This is a genomic window from Roseateles sp. P5_D6, from assembly GCF_054049415.1.
Genome location: NZ_JBFUMK010000005.1, coordinates 301,292 through 318,373 on the forward strand (window position 1 = coordinate 301,292; position 17,082 = coordinate 318,373).

Genomic DNA, 17,082 nt, shown 5'->3' on the forward strand with positions numbered 1-17,082 from the left:
TTTTCCATCCCCTTTGGAGACTTTCCATGATCTCGCGCCCACCTTTGCCGCGCGCGGCCACGCCCTGGCTGCTCGCTGGTGCCCTGCTGCTGAGCAACCCCGCCTTTGCCCAGACCTACCCGGCCTGGCAGGCCGACACCTATTACACGGCCGGCACGGTCGTGGCCTACAACGGCCGCATCTACAAGGCCAACGTCAACCAGACCGACTACGCATCCACCGGCTGGAACCCGACCAATGCCTCGCTGTGGACGGACATCAGCCCGGCCTCGGGCCCAGCGCCCTCACCGGCACCCACGCCGGCGCCAACACCCGCACCCGCACCCGCACCCGCACCAGCACCGGCTCCCACGCCCGCCCCCGCACCGGCCGGCAGCTGGAGCGCCAGCATCGCCTATTCGGCCGGCGCCGTCGTTTCCTATCAGGGCGTGAACTACAAGGCCAACTGGTGGACCCAGGGCGACAACCCGTCCACGCACAACGGCCCGGCCGGCTCGGGCCAGCCCTGGACCATCGTCAGCGGCGCCCCGGCGCCCTCGCCTGCGCCAACACCCGCACCGGCCCCGGCGCCTACTCCCGCGCCAACACCGGCTCCCACGCCTGCGCCGACCCCAGCGCCCACACCGGCACCTTCGCCCACGCCCGCACCGCCACCCGGCAAGCACCAGCTCATCGGCTACTGGCACAACTTCACCAACCCGTCGGGGGCCACCTTCCCGATCAGCGATGTGCCGGCCGCCTACGACGTCATCGTCGTGGCCTTCGCTGATGACGGTGGCAACGGCAGCATCACCTTCAACCTCGACTCGGGCTCCGGCGGCGAAGCGCGCTTCATCGCCGACATCGCCGCAGCGCGCGCCAAGGGCAAGAAGGTCGTGCTGTCCTTCGGTGGCCAGAACGGCACGGTCACGCTGACCAACGCCACCCAGGTGACCAACTTCGTCAACAGCGTCGAGGCCATCCTGCGCAAATACGGCTTCGACGGCATCGACATCGACCTGGAAAGTGGCGCCAGCGTCACGTCGGGCGCGCCGGTGATCACCAACCTCGTCACCGCCGTAAAGCAGCTGAAGGCCCGCATCGGCAGCAGCTTCTATCTGTCGATGGCACCGGAGCACCCGTATGTGCAGGGCGGCTATGTCGCCAACAGCGGCATCTGGGGCGCCTACCTGCCCATCATCGACGGCCTGCGCGACGAACTCTCGGTGCTGCATGTCCAGTACTACAACAACGGCGCCGTCTACACGCCTTATGCGACGCAGGGACTCGCCGAGGGCAGCACCGACATGCTGGTGGCCGCCAGCCGCATGCTGATCGAGGGCTTCACGACCAACAACGGCAGCGGGCCGTATGTGTTCCGCGGCATCCGGCCGGACCAGGTCGCCTTCGGCCTGCCCTCGGGGCCCTCGTCGGCCAACAGCGGCCAGGCCAGCCTCGCCACCATCACGGCGGCGCTGAACTGCCTGACCAAGCTGACGCAATGCGGCGCCATCAAGCCGCCGGTGGCCTACCCGACGCTGAAGGGCGTCATGACCTGGTCTATCAACTGGGACAAGACGGATGGGCAATCCTTCTCCAACGGCGTGCGCAACGCGTTGAACGCGCTGCCCTGATCCATTGACCGGAGCCCGCGGCGGTCGCTGCGGGCTCCACCTCGCCTTTTGGTCGGCCACGCCCCCCCCGGGTCCACCCGTCCCTGAGTTCTGGCACACGCGCGTGTTGCCGCCAGGGCGCTCGTCCGCGTAATCTTGAAAGCGCTTTCAAGTCGCCGACACAGGCGACGGGCACCACAACCACTTGTTGGAGACATTCATGAATCTGCTTCGATCCCTCGTCCGGCCTGTTCTGGCCGGCCTACTGATGGCCGCTGCCGGCCTTGCCCACGCCCAGTGGCAACTCGTCTGGAGCGACGAGTTCAACGGCAGCATCGGCCCGAACTGGGTCTTCGAGACCGGCGCCGGCGGCTGGGGCAACAACGAGCTGCAGTACTACCGGCGCGAAAACGCCACCATCGAGAACAATGCCCTGGTCATCACCGCCAAGCGCGAGGACTTCGGCGGCATGGCCTACACCTCGGCGCGCATGAAGACGCAGGGGCTCAAGACCTTCAAATTCGGTCGCATCGAGGCCCGCATGAAGCTGCCCGCCTTCCTGGGCGCCTGGCCGGCGTTCTGGATGCTGGGGGCCAACCTGCCGCAGGTTGGTTGGCCGGCCTCCGGTGAGATCGACGTGATGGAGCACGTCAACGACGAGCAGAAGGTCTACGGCACCATCCACTGGCAGGACAACAACGGCCAGTACGCCCAGTACGGCGGCAACATCGCCACCACCGTGACCGACTGGCATGTCTACGCCGTGGAGTGGGACGCCAACGCCATCCGTTGGTATGTGGACGGCACCAAGTACCACGAGGCCAACATCGCGGGCGGCGTCAATGGCACCGACGAATTCCAGAAGGACTTCTTCCTGCTGCTGAACTTCGCCGTCGGCGGCAACTGGCCGGGCTTCAACGTCAACACCGCGGCACTTCCCGCCAAGATGTACGTGGACTATGTGCGCGTCTACGCACCAGCGTCTGGCGGCGTGGCCACGGTCTACCAGGATTGCAACTACGCCGGCTATTCGGCCGCGCTGCCTGAAGGCAGCTACACGCTGGCGCAGCTGCAGGCCCACGGCGCGCGTGACAACGACCTGTCGTCGCTGCGCGTGAACGCCGGCTACCAGGTGCAGCTGTTCGACGGGGACAACTTCACCGGTGCCAGCGTGACCCGGGCCGGCGACACCGGCTGCCTGGTGGACCAGGGCTTCAACGACCGGGCCACCTCCGTCATCGTCTCCAAGGCCGCCCCGGCCTGGTCGCGCCAGATCGAAGCCGAGGCCTTCAGCGCACAGGCCGGCGTCCAGCTTGAAGCCTGCTCGGAGGGCGGCCAGAACGTCGGCTGGATCGATACCAACGACTGGATGGCCTACAACAGCGTGACCTTCCCCACCAGCGGCAGCTACCGCGTCGATTACCGCGTGGCGAGCGCTGCCGGCGGCACGCTCTCGCTAGACCTCAACGCGGGCAGCATCCAGCTCGGCCAGCTGGGCGTGCCCAATACCGGCGGCTGGCAAAACTGGACGACCATCTCGCACACCGTGAACATCAATGCCGGCACCTACAACGTCGGCGTGTTCGCAGCCCAGGGTGGGTGGAACCTGAACTGGATCAAGTTCACCAAACTCTGATCCGCGTTTCGCACCAAGGCACCGCCAAAGGGCCGCAGCAGCGGCCCTTTTCATGGCACCTACACTCATGGCTTCCCTTCGCCATTGCCGATGAACGACAAGACCACCGCCAAGAAAGCGCCTTCAAGCCGCCCCGACGGCGTCGTCACGCTGGAGCAGGTGGCTGAGATGGCCGGCGTGTCGCCGAGCACGGTGTCGCGCATCCTGAACGGCACGGCCGCAGTCAGCCAGCTCAAGAAGGACGCCGTGCAGGCCGCCATCCGGGAGCTGGGCTTTCGGCCCAACCCGGTGGCACGGGGCCTCGCCGGCGGTCGCACGCTCTCCGTCGGCGTCGTCACGCAGATCATCTCCAGCCCGTTCTACGGTGAAGCCCTGCTCGGCATCGAGCGTGAGCTGGAACGCGCCGGCTATGTGCCGCTGTTCGTGTCCGGCAACTGGCATGAGGACGATGAGCGCAAGGCCATCGAGACCCTGCTGTCGCGCCGCGTCGACGGTGTCATCGTGCTGGCCGGCCGCATTTCGGACGCCGAGCTGACCAAGGTGTCGGACAGCCTGCCGGTCATCGTCGTTGGCCGCCAGCTGTCCGGGCCCCAGCTGTTCAGCTTCAGCTTCGACAACCGCCAGGGTGCGCGCCTGGCCACCCAGCATCTGATCGACCAGGGGCATCGCAAGATCGCCTTCATCGCTGGCGACCTCATGCACGACGATGCCGTAGAGCGCCAGAACGGCTACTTTGATGCGCTGGCCGCGGCCGGCATCGCGGTCGACCAGGATCTCATCGTGCAGAGCGACTACACCGAAGCCGGCGGCATGCTGTCGGTGACGCGGCTGCTGGAACGCGATGCTCATTTCACGGCCCTGTTCGCCTCCAACGACCAGATGGCCATCGGCGCCTGCCTGGGCCTGCACCGGCGCAACCTGCGCGTGCCCGACGACGTGTCGCTCGTTGGTTTCGACGACCTCATCATGGCGCGCTACGCCATGCCGCCGCTGACCACCGTGCGCCAGTCGGTCTACGAGATCGGCGTGGAAGCCGCGACCGCCATGCTCGAAATGCTGCGTGGTGGCAAACCCAGGGCCCAACTGCCCGCTCCCGAGCTCGTCGTGCGTGAAAGCACGCGCCGGATGCAAAGGTAGCTGCATCGGCATTTGCGGGCCGAGCGCTGGGCCGCTCCCGAGCCGATCCGCGTGAGGCGATGTGCTTGCCGGTCAATCCGGCAAGCATCGCCGTCCCCTCGGGGGCTGAGGCCGGACACATCACGTCCAGTGGACGTGATGTGCCTGCCGAAGCGCTGCGGCTCAGTCGCAGCGCGGTCCCGCTTGGGCGCGCCCGCTTTCAGCGTGGCGCGACCGGGCGAGGGGCTGACTGTTGTTCAGCTCGGGTAAACCATGTGGCCGATCCTCGAGGCGAGACGCATCATTATTTGAAAGCGCTTTCATTGCTTTCACCAGCTCGCTGCGTTTCAACCCAGAACTACCCTTAGCGCCCGCCCAATTTGCACACCGCCTCCCATGGGAGCGGTCACATCGGGCCAGCGCGGGATAGCCCCGCCAACCTCCCGTCCTGCGTTGCCGCGAAGCAGCAGACCGAGGGTGTTGCCTAGGTTGAAAGCGCTGCCATTCGCGTATTCTTGAAAGCGCTTTCAGCTCGTCATCGAGCACCACTCGACAAGATCACAACTACTGGAGACAAGTGAATGAGACAGCTACGCCCTGCCCTTCGCCTCACAAACCTCGCTGCCGCAAGCGGCCTGCTGTTCACCGGCGCCGCGCTGGCCCAAGGCGGCCCCGGCCAGGGTCCTGCCAATCCCAATGCCGGCCCCACGGCATCCACTTCGGTGCCCCAGGCGCTGGCCAGCACGACGCAGCTTGAAACGGTCATCGTCACCGGCATCCGCAAGTCGCTGGAGACCTCGGTCAACCTGAAGCGCTCGTCCTCGGGCCTGGTGGACGGCATCGTGGCCGAGGACATCGGCAAGTTCCCCGACACCAACCTGGCTGAATCGCTGAGCCGCATCAGCGGTGTGTCCATTGACCGCGCCAACGGCGAAGGCACGCGCATCACGGTGCGCGGCATGGGCCCCGACTTCAACCTGGTGCTGCTCAACGGCCGCCAGATGCCTGGCGCCAGCCTGGACGGCAGTGCGCCCAGCTCGCGCTCATTCGACTTCTCCAACCTCGCCTCCGATGGCGTTGCAGCGCTGGAGGTCTACAAGACCAGCCGCGCCAGCAGCCCGACCGGTGGCATGGGCGCGACCATCAATGTCCGCACCCAGCGCCCCTTCGACATCAAGGAAACCGTCGCCAGCGTTGGCGTGAAGCTGGTGAGCGACCAGTCTGCCCGCCGCCTGCCTGGCGAAGAGCAGGGTAAGAACGCCACGCCCGAACTGAGCGGCATCTACAGCACGCAGTCCAACGACGGCACGTTCGGCATCGCGCTGATGGGCACCTACCAAGTGCGAGATTCCGGCTACTCCCAGGCCAATGTCAGCAGCGGCTGGAAGACCTTTGACGGCATCCAGGACAACGACTGGAGCGGGCCGAACGCAGTGTGGGGTGGCCTGCCCAAGACGTCGACCGAGATCAAGAACCGTCCGGCCGTGGGCTCCATCTACAGCGTGCCGCAGAACCTGAACTACTCGTTCACCGGTGTGCACCGCGAGCGCCTGAACGGCCAGCTCGTGCTGCAGTTCAAGCCTGTCAAGGATCTCGTCGGCACGCTGGACTTCGTCATGTCGGAGCAGAAGTTCCGCCAGCGCCGCAACGACATCTCGGCGTGGTTCAACTACGGGGGTCAGTTCGGCGAATTCCAGCAAGGCTCGCCCTCTTCGCCTGTCATCTACGGCGAGCACATGACCAACTCCGATTTGGCCATGGGTGCCTCGCGCATCAACACAAAGAACAAGAACCAGCAGCTCGGCCTGAACCTGAAGTGGAAGGCCACCGACGCGCTGAGCTTTGACCTCGACGCCCACCGCTCCACCGCCACCTCGGGTGCCAACGATCCGCTCGGCACCAGCGTGACGCTGGCCACCGCCTCGCTGAACCGCGGCGACACCTTTGTCGACTTCAGCAACAAGTTCCCGGTGCTGGGCATCGCGGGCGCGACGCTGGACCCGACCAAGCAGGAACTGCAGGGCTCGGTCTTTGGCAACAGCTACCAGAAGAACCAGGTCAGCCAGCTGCAGACCAAGGGCAACTGGAAGATCAACGAAGACAGCAGCCTGGACTTCGGCCTGTCGCTGACCGAAGTGAAGAACCGCTCGGCCTTCGCCAACGTGCAGCGCGACACCTGGGGCGGCGGCGCCGCGGGTGGCCCCGCCGCCATGCCGGACGACATCTGGCACGCCGACTCCATCAGCAAGTACTTCAGCCGCATTCCGGGCTCCAACGACTCGCGCCTGTTCAACCAGTTCTTCTATTTCAACTTCGAAGACCTGCGCGCCGCGGCCATCAAGTCCCTGGGCTCGGACGCCCTGTTGAAGGCCTCGTTCGACTGGCAGGACGACTACCGCACGACGGAAAAATCGCAAGCTGCCTTCGGCCAGTACAACCTGGCCTGGGAGTGGGGCGTGCCCATGGAGGCCGCCATCGGCGCCCGTTATGAGCGCACCAAGGTGAAATCACCGTCTTCGGAGAAGATCCCGGTGTCGGTGGCCTGGGTTGCCAACAACGAAATCCCCATCAGCTTCAGCGGCACGCGGTCCGCGTCGCGCGAAGGCAAGTACGGCTATTTCCTGCCGTCCATCGACTTGAGCGCCGACGTGACGGCCGACACCAAGCTGCGCGTCAGCTACGGCCAGACCATCGGCCGCCCGGGCTGGAATGCCATCCAGGGCGGGCAGCGGCTGGACCCCTTGGCCCGTGTTGATGGCGGCTCGGGCTCGGTAGGCAACCCCGACCTGAAGCCGCTGAAGTCGAGCAACATCGACTTCTCGGCCGAGCACTACTACGCCAAGAGCAGCTACGTCGCGGCGAGCTACTTCCGCAAGTCCCTCAAGGACTACAACGAGGCCGTCATCACCAGAACCAATCTGTTCGGCCTGCACACGCCGGTCGGCAGCGCGATGTACAACCAGGCCTCAACGGCTGGCGGCTGCGGCGCCGATTCCGAGTGCATTCGCAAGTACATCTTCGCGAACTTCCCGACGGCCCCGGGCGTCAGCCCCGGCGCACCCGGCACGTCGCTGGGCACCATCACCGCCCAACCCAACGACCCCCTGCTGATGTTCAACCTGGGTACCTACATCAACAACACCCGCACCAGCAAGCTCAACGGCATCGAGCTGAACGCCCAGCACATCTTCGGCAACAGCGGCTTCGGCGTGTCGGCCAACTTCACCAAGGTGCGCTCCAACCTCAGCTACGACAACAACAAGCGAGGCGCGCAGACCGACGTGCTGGTCGGCCTGGGGGATTCCGGCAACCTGGTGGGCTTCTTCGAGAACGAGACCTACTCGGCTCGCCTGGCCTACAACTGGCGCGGCAAGTTCCTGGCGGCGAACTTCGGCGGCGTGGAAGGTGCCCAGCCGCTGTACGTGGAGCCTTTCGGCCAGCTGGATGTGAGCCTGGGCTACAACTTCACGCCGCAACTGCGCTTCCAGTTCGAAGCCATCAACCTGACCGACGAGTACACCCGCACGCACATGCGCAACGAGAACCAGATGGGTGCTGTCACCCAATTGGGCCGTCGCATCATGATCGGCGCACGGTACAAGTTCTAAGAGAGAGCCTCAGGGCCGGCTGCGGTCGGTCCTCAAGGAAAGTCGGGACTCTCCCTTCCTTTCTTGTGAGGCAAAGTCTGGTTCGGCGGTGCTCGCGCTCTGGGGCACCGTCCTTGTTCGCCGCTTGGCGAGGCCGCGCGAGCGGCCCTTTTTACTTCTGGGGACCAGATCTTGAACGACAGGCTGCGTGAGGTGGTGGTGCTGGGCGGCGGCTCGGCCGGCTGGCTCGTAGCCGGCCTGTTGGCAGCCGAGCATGCCGACCTGCGCATCACGCTGATCGAATCCAGCGATATGCCGACCATCGGCGTCGGTGAAGGCACCTGGCCGTCCATGCGCGACACGCTGCGCCGCATCGGCCTGTCCGAGCCCGAATTCATCCGCCGCTGCCAGGTCTCGTTCAAGCAGGGCTCCCGCTTCGACGGCTGGGCTCGTGGTGCCGCGGGTGCTGATGGCGACCGCTACTACCACCCCTTCATGCTGCCCGTCGGCTACGGCGACGCGGACCTCGTGCAGGCTTGGCTGGCCACCCAAGGCCAGCGCCCCTTTGCCGACGTCGTCAGCCCCTCGGTGCAGGTCTGCGAGGCCGGCCGCGCGCCCAAGCAGGTGCAGACGCCCGAGTTCGCCGCCGTCGCCAACTACGCCTATCACTTCGATGCCGGCCTGTTTGGCCAGCTGCTGCGCGAGCACGCCGTTGCCAAGCTCGGTGTGCACCACGTCATCGACCATGTCGACGCAGTGCTGTCGCACGAGAACGATGACATTGCCGCGCTGCAGACCCGCGAGCATGGCGAAATCAAAGCCGACCTCTTCATCGACTGCTCAGGCCTCACCTCGCGCTTGATCGGCCAGCACTTCGGCGTGGCGCTGAAGAGCGAGCGCGACGTGCTCTTCAACGATGCGGCCATGCCCGTGCAAGTGCCCTATGCCCAGGCCGACGCGCCGCTGGCCTCCTGCACCATTGCCACCGCCTGGGCCAAGGGCTGGATCTGGGACATCGGCCTGCCCTCGCGCCGCGGCGTCGGCTGCGTCTACTCTCGCGCACACGCCAGCGACGACGAGGCCCATGCGGCGCTGACCGCCTATCTCGACGCCACCGGTGCGCCGGCCGAGCGGCCCACGCCACGCTCCATCCGCTTCGACCCGGGCTACCGCGAACAGTTCTGGGTGCGCAACTGCGTCGCCATCGGCCTGGCCTCGGGCTTCATCGAGCCGCTGGAGGCCTCGGCCCTCGCACTCGTCGAGCTGTCCGCCCAGCGGCTGTGCGACGAGCTGCCGATGACGCGCGCTTCCATGGAAGCCGTCGCGCGCCGCTTCAACGACGACTTCAGCTACCGCTGGGCCCGCGTCATCGACTTTCTGAAGCTGCATTACGCGCTCAGCCAACGCGACGACAGCGACTACTGGCGCGCCCATCGCGACCCGGCCACCTGGCCCGAGCGCCTGCGCGAGCTGCTGCCGCAGTGGCAGATGCGTGCACCAGCGCGGCATGACTTCGGCCGCATCGACGAGGTCTTCCCCTCGGCCAGTTACCAGTACGTGCTCTACGGCATGGGTTTCCGCCCTGACGCTGAAAGCCTGCCCGCCGCCAAACTCCAGGCAGCCCAGGCCTGCTTCGACGAAGCCTCCCGCCAGGCCCGCCGCTTCGTGCCCGGCCTGCCCGGCCACCGCAGCCTGCTCGACCATATTCACAAGACCGAGACATGACCCGCCCCACCCTGCTCGACAACGTCACCCACCGCCATCTGCGCGTCCACGCCGAGCGCTCCGCCGCCCTGGGCGATGCGCGCCAGTCGGCCTTGGCCCTGCCCGCCGAGTTCCGCCAGTTGCAGGCTCATTTCCCCATCGTCTTCCAGCTGGTTGAAGGCGCCGCAGCCGGGACCGGTTTCCAGCCCGTCGCCCTGTTCGGCCTGGAGGAAGGCCAGAACCTCTTCCTGACCGACACGGGCTGGGATGCCCCCGTCGTACCCATGGCCCTGCAGCGCGATCCCTTCATGATCGGCCGCGCTCCAGACGACAGCCTGCAGCTGCACATCGACATGGACAGCCCGCGCATCGTGCGGCCCGAGGATGGCGAGGTCGGCACCGCCATCTTCATGCCGCACGGCGGCTTCAGCGAGTACCTCGACCATGTCGTGCAGCTGATGGAGCACCTGCACGCCCAGGCCCAGCACCTGCCCGTCTTCATCGAGGCGCTGACCCGCCACCAGTTGCTGGAGCCCTTCGTCATCGACATCGAATCGACGAGCGGCGAGCCGGGCCGGCTGTCGGGCCTCTTCACCATCCACGAGGAGCGCCTCGCCGCCTTGCCGGGCGCCGCGCTGGAAGCCCTGGCCCGCGAGGGCCATCTGCTGCCCATCTATATGCAGATCGCGTCGCTGCAGCAGTTGCAAGACCTTGTCGAGCGACAAAGCAAGCTCTGATCATGCAAGCAGTACCGGCCTGGAACGGGCCGTTCGACCCGAACAACCTGCCCGCCGAGCTGCTGGCCGGCGACCGGCCCTATGTCGTGCGCGGTGGCTTCGCGCACTGGCCCGTCGTTCAGGCCGCACGTCAGTCCGACGAGGCCCTGGCCCGCTATCTGATGGGCTTCTACAACGGCGTGCGCATCGGCCTTTTCCAGCTGGCGCCCGAGGCCCGTGGCCGCGTCTTCTATGCCGACGAGACGCTGACCAGCTTCAACTTCAGCCGCTACGCCGCCACGCTGGACCAGGTGCTGACCGGCCTGCTCGGCCTGGCTGCAACGCCCGAGCCACCCGCCCTCTATGTCGGCTCGACGACCGTGGAGGCCGTGCTGCCTAGCTTCCTCGATGCCAACGTGCTGGGCTTGGGCAACCGCGACGCCCTGGTCAGCCTGTGGCTGGGCAACCGCACCCGCATCGCCGCCCACTACGACCTGCCGGACAACCTCGCCATCGTCGCCGCCGGCCGGCGCCGCTTCACGGTCTTCCCGCCCGAGCAGATAGCCAACCTCTACATGGGCCCGCTCGACCCGACACCTGCCGGCCAGCCCGTCAGCCTGGTCGACTTCGAGAAGCCCGACCTCGAGCGCTTCCCGCGCTTCGCCCGTGCGCTCGACGCCGGCGAGGTGGCCGAGCTCGAACCCGGCGACGCCATCTTCATCCCCAGCATGTGGTTCCACCACATCGAAGGGCTGGCGCCGGTCAACCTGCTCATCAACGCCTGGTGGCGCCAGACGCCGGACTACGTCGACTCGCCGCTGAGCACCCTGCACCTGGCGCTGATGACGCTGCGCGACCTGCCCGAGAAGGAGCGTCGCGTCTGGCAGCACCACTTCCAGCATTTCGTCTTTGGCGCCGACGAGTCCACCTGGGCCCACATCCCCGAGGCCGCCCGCGGCCTGCTCGGCCCCATCGACGACACCCTTTCGCGCCAGGCCCGCGCGCAACTCCTGACCCAGTTGAAACGATGAACACCACCATGAAGGAATTCAACCGCGTCGTCATCGCCGGCGGCGGCACCGCCGGCTGGATGATGGCCGCCCTGATGGGCAAGCTGCTTGGCAAGCGGCTCGACATCAAGCTGGTCGAGTCCGAGGAGATCGGCACCGTCGGCGTCGGCGAGGCCACCATTCCCGCGCTGCACACGTATCACAACCTGCTCGGCATCAACGAGGCCGAGTTCATGGCCGCCACCAACGCCACCTTCAAGCTCGGCATCGCCTTTGAGGGCTGGAAGGACATCGGCCAAGACTACTTCCACTCTTTCGGCTCGACAGGCAACGACCACTGGAGCGCCGGCTTCCAGCACTTCTGGCTCAAGGGCCGCGCGGAAGGCCTGTCCAAGACCTACACCGACTACAACCCCGAAACGGTCGCCGCCTACGCCAACCGCTTCGCCCACCTGCCGCGCAATGGGCTGAACTACGCGTACCACATGGACGCCGGCCGCTACGCCAAATACCTGCGCGCCATGAGCGAGGGCTACGGCGTGCAGCGCATCGAGGGCAAGATCGGCGCCGTGCTGATGGACGGCCCGCAGGGCAAAGATGGCGACATCACTGCCCTGCAGATGCAGGACGGCACGCGCATCGACGGTGACCTCTTCATCGACTGCACGGGCTTTCGCTCCATGCTCATCGGCGAGACCCTGGGCGTGGGCTACGAGGACTGGTCCTACTGGCTGCCCTGCGACCGCGCCGTGGCTGTGCAGACCGCCTCCGTGGGCGAGGCCTGGCCCTACACCCGCTCCATTTGTCACCCCTTCGGCTGGCAATGGCGCATCCCGCTGCAGAACCGCGTCGGCAATGGCCTGGTCTACAGCAGCAAGGAGCTCAGCGACGCTGACGCGCCCGAGGTGCTGAAGAAGAGCGTCGAGGGCGAGCTGCTGATCCAGCCGCGCGTGCTCAAGTTCCTGCCCGGCCAGCGCGACAAGGTTTGGCATCGCAACTGCATCGCCGTAGGTCTCGCGAGCGGCTTTGTCGAACCGCTGGAGTCCACCAGCATCCACCTCATCCAGCGCGCCGCCATCCGCCTGATGCAGACCTTCCCGCAGGGCGGCATCCAGCAGTCCGACGTCGACGAGTTCAACCTGCAGTCCAAGCGCGAGCTGGAGCACATCCGCGACTTCATCGTGCTGCATTACACCGTCAACGAGCGCACCGACTCCAAGCTCTGGAAGCATGTGCGCGAGATGGACCTGCCCGCCACGCTGCGCCACCGCATCGACCTCTTCCGCGAGACCGGCCGCGTCTTCCGCCCCAGCGACGAGCTGTTCGCCGAGAACTCCTGGGTCCAGGTCATGATGGGCCAGGGCATCACGCCCGAGCGCTACCACCCGGTGGCCGACCTGATGGGCAAGCAGGAGCTGGCCACCTTCCTCGGCGACATCCACCTCAAGGTCTCGCGCACCGTGGCCGGGCTGCCGCAGCACCAGGCCTACGTCGAGCAGCTCTGCGCGCCCTATCGCAACGCGACGACGGCGCAGTTGGCGGCCACGCCGCTGCGGGCTTGAGGGGTGCAGCTAGCTTGGCGGGGCTGACGGCTTTCGGCCAGTTGCTGACCTTCGGTGACGACCGCCAACAGGAGGTCTACCGGGCCGATGCGACGCCGCTCGCATACCATCGTGGCGCCACCCGAAGTCGAGGCAAGGCGAGGAATTGTCCAAGGTGAAGACAATGCTAGACGCCGTCCAAGTGGTGGCCGACCCGCCGCAGCCATCCAGTGTTGGGGCGCCACGCATAGGAACGGGCGACGGGCCATATCGGCGCCGTTTCAAAATGGAGCCACTCCGCCGCCGTCCCAATCTTGAGATTGAGAAGGCCTCCATTTGCCGCTCCATGCTGCACGGCCACCACAGCGGCGGAACATTGCTTCTGCTGTTGGCCGCGGCTCGGCAAGCTTGAGCGAACCACGGCTCGTGCCGGCCCCCGTACTCATCATCACGAAGCGGGTGGCGTAACGACCGGCTCAGAATCGCAGTTCCTTGTTCTCCCGTTGAGCTCAGGGGGGAAATGGAGCCGGGTTCGCCAGGTAGGCCTTGAACAGGCGCGCGAACTGGCCGCCGTCGTTCGTGATGTCCGCCGACGTGGCGCCCCCGGGACTGAAGACGAGCGCGAATACACCGTTGCCCGTGTACTGCGTTGGATGCGTCAGCATGTACTGGACGTGGTTGTCCCGATAGTGCTTCGGCGTTCCGCCGGGGGTCGTCGAGGGCACGCCCATGGGGGTCTGCCAGAACAGGATCGGCAGGTTGCCCAGGTGGCTTCGTAGCGTCTTCCACTGGTCGAGGCTTTGGTTGAAATTCGGCGTGGTGACGTTGTTCTCATCCAAGTAGAACGGGCCGGTGCCGCGACCCGCGCACTCGTCCACGGGTGTCGGGACTTCAAAGCAACCTGCGTCGCGATCGCTCGTTTGCGCCACGATGAAGTCGGCCTTGTCTGCACCGAGTTTTGCCATGAAGCTGCCGGTGGCGTCTGGGTTCCCGTACCACATCGACGGGGGGAAGCCCATCCTCGCCTTGGGCGCATACGTCCGCCCGAGCGTCAACAGGCAACCGACGACGCCAACGGCCGTATTCGGTTGGCTGGCGCATTCCGGCACCGTGCTCACGCGCGCCGGCAACTTCGCCGGGTCGCCGCCGGGTGCACTGCCCTCTGCGAAGCCCCAGAAGTCAGGCTCGAGGTTGACCAGGGTGGGGCGGCCGGTCTCGGCGATCTTCTGGTACATCAACTTGACTTGCGCCCAGTAGGCGGCCATGAACGGCGCGTCGTTGACGACGGTGACATCGCCACCCCGCAGGGAAGGCATCTGGAACAGGGTGAACATCGGCACGGCGCCCATGGCCGCGACGTCGTTGGAGAAGACCGTTATGACGCCACCGTCCGGATAGTTGTATTGCCATTGAGGCCATGCGTTACCGCCGCCGCCAGAGTTGAAACCCGTAACCGCCACGAGATAGGTATCGATGATGTCCGGAGCGATCTGCTGGGCCTTCATGTCCGCGATAGGACTGGCCGCGCCGAGGCCCACGAGGAGCCGTCCGGGCTTGCCGAGGGCTGTAGTGATCGAAGGTGCGGGTGCGGGTGCAGGTGCAGGTGCAGGTGCAGGTGCAGGTGCAGGTGCAGGTGCAGGTGCAGGTGCAGGTGCAGGTGCAGGTGCAGGTGCAGGTGCAGGTGCGGGAGCGGGAGCGGGAGCAGGTGCAGGTGCGGGTGCGGGTGCGGGAGCGGGAGCGGGAGCGGGAGCGGGAGCGGGAGCGGGTGCAGGTGCAGGTGCGGGAGCGGGAGCGGGTGCGGGTGCGGGTGCGGGTGCGGGTGCGGGTGCGGTTGTCGGCGAGCCGCCTCCGCCGCCGCAAGCTGCGACCCCCACACTCAGGAGGGCGATCGCGACGCGACAGGCATGGGACACGGTGTTCAGTGCCAACGGCATTCGTTTCCTCTTGGATGAAATAGGTCTTTTCGCAATGTTGTCGCGGCAAGACCCAGTAGTTGCAGTTACGCCCTCGGCCGACATGAACACGCGGCCGTAGATGGTCGGTGAAGTTGTAATCGACGTGTGGACGAACAGACCCTTGTCGCCATGACCGCTGAGGAGGACGTATGGCGCGCCATCGCCAGGTTGACCATCTCCTGAAGGCCGGAGATCGAAGGTCCAGTGGGGCTGCACGTTCGAGAAGGCCTCGGTGGTAGAGAAGATGCCGCTGCCGGCCACGTAGGAGATATGGTTCCGATTGAAGGGGTCGATCTCCAGGTCGTCGACACAGCATGAGTATTCGGTGCCAGTATGGCGGTGCTGGCTGCCATGCGTGTGGCCGGATCTGCCAACTTCCTGACACGTGGCGCCGGCTGTGGCCGAGCGCATCACCATCTGCACCCAGCCCACGCCTCCTCACGTGCCGGACACACGGAAGGCGATCTTCGTGGTCGCGCCTGAGCCATAGACCGAGACGCCGCAGATGCCACCAGGATGCCGGCCAGCCTCGGAAGAGATGAGCAGCGTCCAGTTCGTGCGATCGAACTTGTAGAGCGACGGCGGCGCACTACTGCCAGTACCGGAAGTCGATGCAAACGGCACTCACAGGGCCTCGGGAACCGGCAACCCGCCGATCTGCTGCATCAGTCCGAGCAGGTCCGGCTGCCCCACTTCGGAGACGATCTTCCCGGTCGAAAGTCGGTAGATGTTCAGCGCTTGCACGGCAATCGTCTTGCCGGTGGGAGGCACGCCGAAGAAGGCTCCGCGCTGCGTCCCGCGCATCGTGAATCGCGCTGCGATCACGTTACCTTCGACGACGGTTTCCTCAAGAGTCCACTGGATATCGGGGAATCCGCCGCGCATCATCCCGATGATCTCCAGGTAGCCTTGTGGCCCGTGCACGGGTTCGGCGCGCCCCGGAACCTGAAACACGGCGTCAGGGGAAACCAATTCTGTGGCGAGCCGCGGATCCGCGGTGTTGATGAACTCCACGAAGCGAGCCATGAACTGTCGGTTTGTGGTTTGCATCGGTCGCCTCGGACTGTCTATCAGGATAGGAGCCGGAGCATGGTGGCCGCCCCGTGCCCGCGGTCCCGTATTGTTCGAGTTGCCGGCGTGTTCGACACGATCAAAGTCGGTTGCCGAAATGGTGAATATCGGACAATGGATCGATGCCGCGCGGAACGAGACCCATCGATGTCGAGCAGGTCCGATATCAGCCCTCGGCCGAGAGGGCGCTGGATCTCGAGGTCTTCTCGATGTCGGACCTGAGACGGAGGGTGTCCCGAGCCCACCTGCAGCGCTACCACCGCTACGACTTTCACATGTTCGTGCACGTCAGACGTGGAATATGCCGCGCCGTGGTGGACTTCAGCCACATCGAGTGTGGCGGCGGTTCGCTGCTGACCATTCGGCCCGGACAGGTTCACCGCTTCGGGCCGGGAAGCCGTTGGGATGCAAACCTCCTGCTGTTCCGACCCGAGCTTTTGCAGGCTTCGCAAGGCGAGGAGCGCCTTCAGATGCCTGAACTGGTCGATGGGCTTCCTGGCAATCTGAGCCTCGACCGGTCGACGGGTCGGTTTTTGGCCGACACGCTCGCGCGCCTGGAGGAGGAGTGCGCGCTCGACGCCCGGCAACCGCTGCTGAACTGGCTGCTCCAGAGTGAACTGACAACGCTGGTGACGCGGCTGCACATCTTTCATGCCGAGCAACAGCGATCCGCCGGAACGGCGTCCGACGCGCCGGAGCGCTTCCGTCTATTCAAACGGCTTCTGGACGAGAACGTGCATCAATGGCGTCACGTTTCGCGCTATGCAAATGCCATGGGATGTTCCGAGAAGACTCTCACTCGCATCTGCAGTGCGGTGGCTGGCGTCGGCGCGAAGGCCTTAATCGCCTCGCGCCTTGCGCTGGAAGCCAAGCGCCTGCTCGTGCACACGAAGATGCCGATTTCCGCCATCGCGCAGCGGCTTGGCTTCGACGAGGCGACCAACTTCATCAAGTTCTTTCGCAGCATCGAAGGCTGCACGCCAGGCGAATTCCGCCGTCAGTTCGATGTCTCGTTGTAGCCGCACTCGGCCATCCCGGTCTCTCATGTTCGCGCATGCATGCCATAAGTACAGATGGACGCGTCGCGCCGGCACCCATCGACGCAGATCGGACGTTGCATTCGATCTCGAGCACAATCTGCTGGGCTCTTGGCG

At 65.8% G+C, this 17,082-nt stretch carries 13 protein-coding genes; 10 read left to right on the forward strand and 3 right to left on the reverse strand.

Annotation, left to right across the window (positions count from 1 at the left end):
• The first annotated feature begins 26 nt into the window (after positions 1-26).
• The 8 genes from ACXJKM_RS09120 (at position 27) to ACXJKM_RS09155 (ending at position 12,923) form a co-directional block, all read left to right on the forward strand.
• Positions 27-1,613, forward strand: coding sequence for a chitinase (locus ACXJKM_RS09120; RefSeq protein ID WP_457351798.1), 1,587 nt, complete (start codon positions 27-29; stop codon positions 1,611-1,613).
• A 199-nt stretch (positions 1,614-1,812) separates the two neighbouring features.
• The gene (locus ACXJKM_RS09125; protein WP_457351800.1) at positions 1,813-3,228 is read left to right on the forward strand and encodes a carbohydrate-binding protein; all 1,416 of its coding nucleotides are present in this window, start codon (positions 1,813-1,815) and stop codon (positions 3,226-3,228) included.
• 90 nt (positions 3,229-3,318) lie between these two features.
• Positions 3,319-4,365, forward strand: coding sequence for a LacI family DNA-binding transcriptional regulator (locus ACXJKM_RS09130; RefSeq protein WP_457351802.1), 1,047 nt, complete (start codon positions 3,319-3,321; stop codon positions 4,363-4,365).
• A gap of 560 nt (positions 4,366-4,925) precedes the next feature.
• Positions 4,926-7,952 carry a TonB-dependent receptor gene (locus ACXJKM_RS09135; RefSeq protein WP_457351804.1) on the forward strand — a complete coding sequence of 1,009 codons (3,027 nt, stop codon included), beginning with the start codon at positions 4,926-4,928 and terminating at the stop codon, positions 7,950-7,952.
• Positions 7,953-8,123: 171 nt separating this feature from the next.
• Positions 8,124-9,656, forward strand: coding sequence for a tryptophan halogenase family protein (locus tag ACXJKM_RS09140; RefSeq protein WP_457351806.1), 1,533 nt, complete (start codon positions 8,124-8,126; stop codon positions 9,654-9,656).
• A complete protein-coding gene (locus ACXJKM_RS09145; RefSeq protein ID WP_457351807.1) occupies positions 9,653-10,372 on the forward strand; it encodes a SapC family protein in 720 nt (239 codons plus the stop codon). Before ACXJKM_RS09140 ends, ACXJKM_RS09145 begins: the two co-directional genes overlap by 4 nt.
• 2 nt (positions 10,373-10,374) lie before the next feature.
• A complete protein-coding gene (locus tag ACXJKM_RS09150; RefSeq protein WP_457351809.1) occupies positions 10,375-11,382 on the forward strand; it encodes a cupin-like domain-containing protein in 1,008 nt (335 codons plus the stop codon).
• Positions 11,379-12,923 carry a tryptophan halogenase family protein gene (locus ACXJKM_RS09155; RefSeq protein WP_457351811.1) on the forward strand — a complete coding sequence of 515 codons (1,545 nt, stop codon included), beginning with the start codon at positions 11,379-11,381 and terminating at the stop codon, positions 12,921-12,923. Before ACXJKM_RS09150 ends, ACXJKM_RS09155 begins: the two co-directional genes overlap by 4 nt.
• A gap of 488 nt (positions 12,924-13,411) precedes the next feature.
• On the opposite strand, the gene ACXJKM_RS09160 is transcribed toward ACXJKM_RS09155, so the two are convergent.
• A complete protein-coding gene (locus ACXJKM_RS09160) occupies positions 13,412-14,407 on the reverse strand; it encodes a hypothetical protein (protein ID WP_457351813.1) in 996 nt (331 codons plus the stop codon).
• 80 nt (positions 14,408-14,487) lie between these two features.
• Between ACXJKM_RS09160 and ACXJKM_RS09165 the strand changes: the two genes are divergently transcribed.
• On the forward strand, positions 14,488-14,859 hold the full coding sequence (locus ACXJKM_RS09165; protein WP_457351815.1) for a hypothetical protein: 372 nt from the start codon (positions 14,488-14,490) through the stop codon (positions 14,857-14,859).
• A gap of 436 nt (positions 14,860-15,295) precedes the next feature.
• Here ACXJKM_RS09165 and ACXJKM_RS09170 read toward each other — a convergent pair whose 3' ends face one another.
• Together ACXJKM_RS09170 and ACXJKM_RS09175 are read right to left on the reverse strand one after the other, a co-directional pair.
• Positions 15,296-15,481: a hypothetical protein gene (locus tag ACXJKM_RS09170; RefSeq protein WP_457351817.1), complete on the reverse strand. Its 186-nt coding sequence runs from the start codon at positions 15,479-15,481 to the stop codon at positions 15,296-15,298.
• Complete coding sequence (locus tag ACXJKM_RS09175; RefSeq protein ID WP_457351819.1) at positions 15,482-15,907, reverse strand: ester cyclase; 426 nt, start codon at positions 15,905-15,907, stop codon at positions 15,482-15,484.
• Positions 15,908-16,050: 143 nt separating this feature from the next.
• Here ACXJKM_RS09175 and ACXJKM_RS09180 point away from each other — a divergent pair, with 143 nt between their 5' ends.
• Positions 16,051-16,947 carry an AraC family transcriptional regulator gene (locus tag ACXJKM_RS09180; RefSeq protein ID WP_457351821.1) on the forward strand — a complete coding sequence of 299 codons (897 nt, stop codon included), beginning with the start codon at positions 16,051-16,053 and terminating at the stop codon, positions 16,945-16,947.
• The last annotated feature ends 135 nt before the right edge of the window (positions 16,948-17,082 follow it).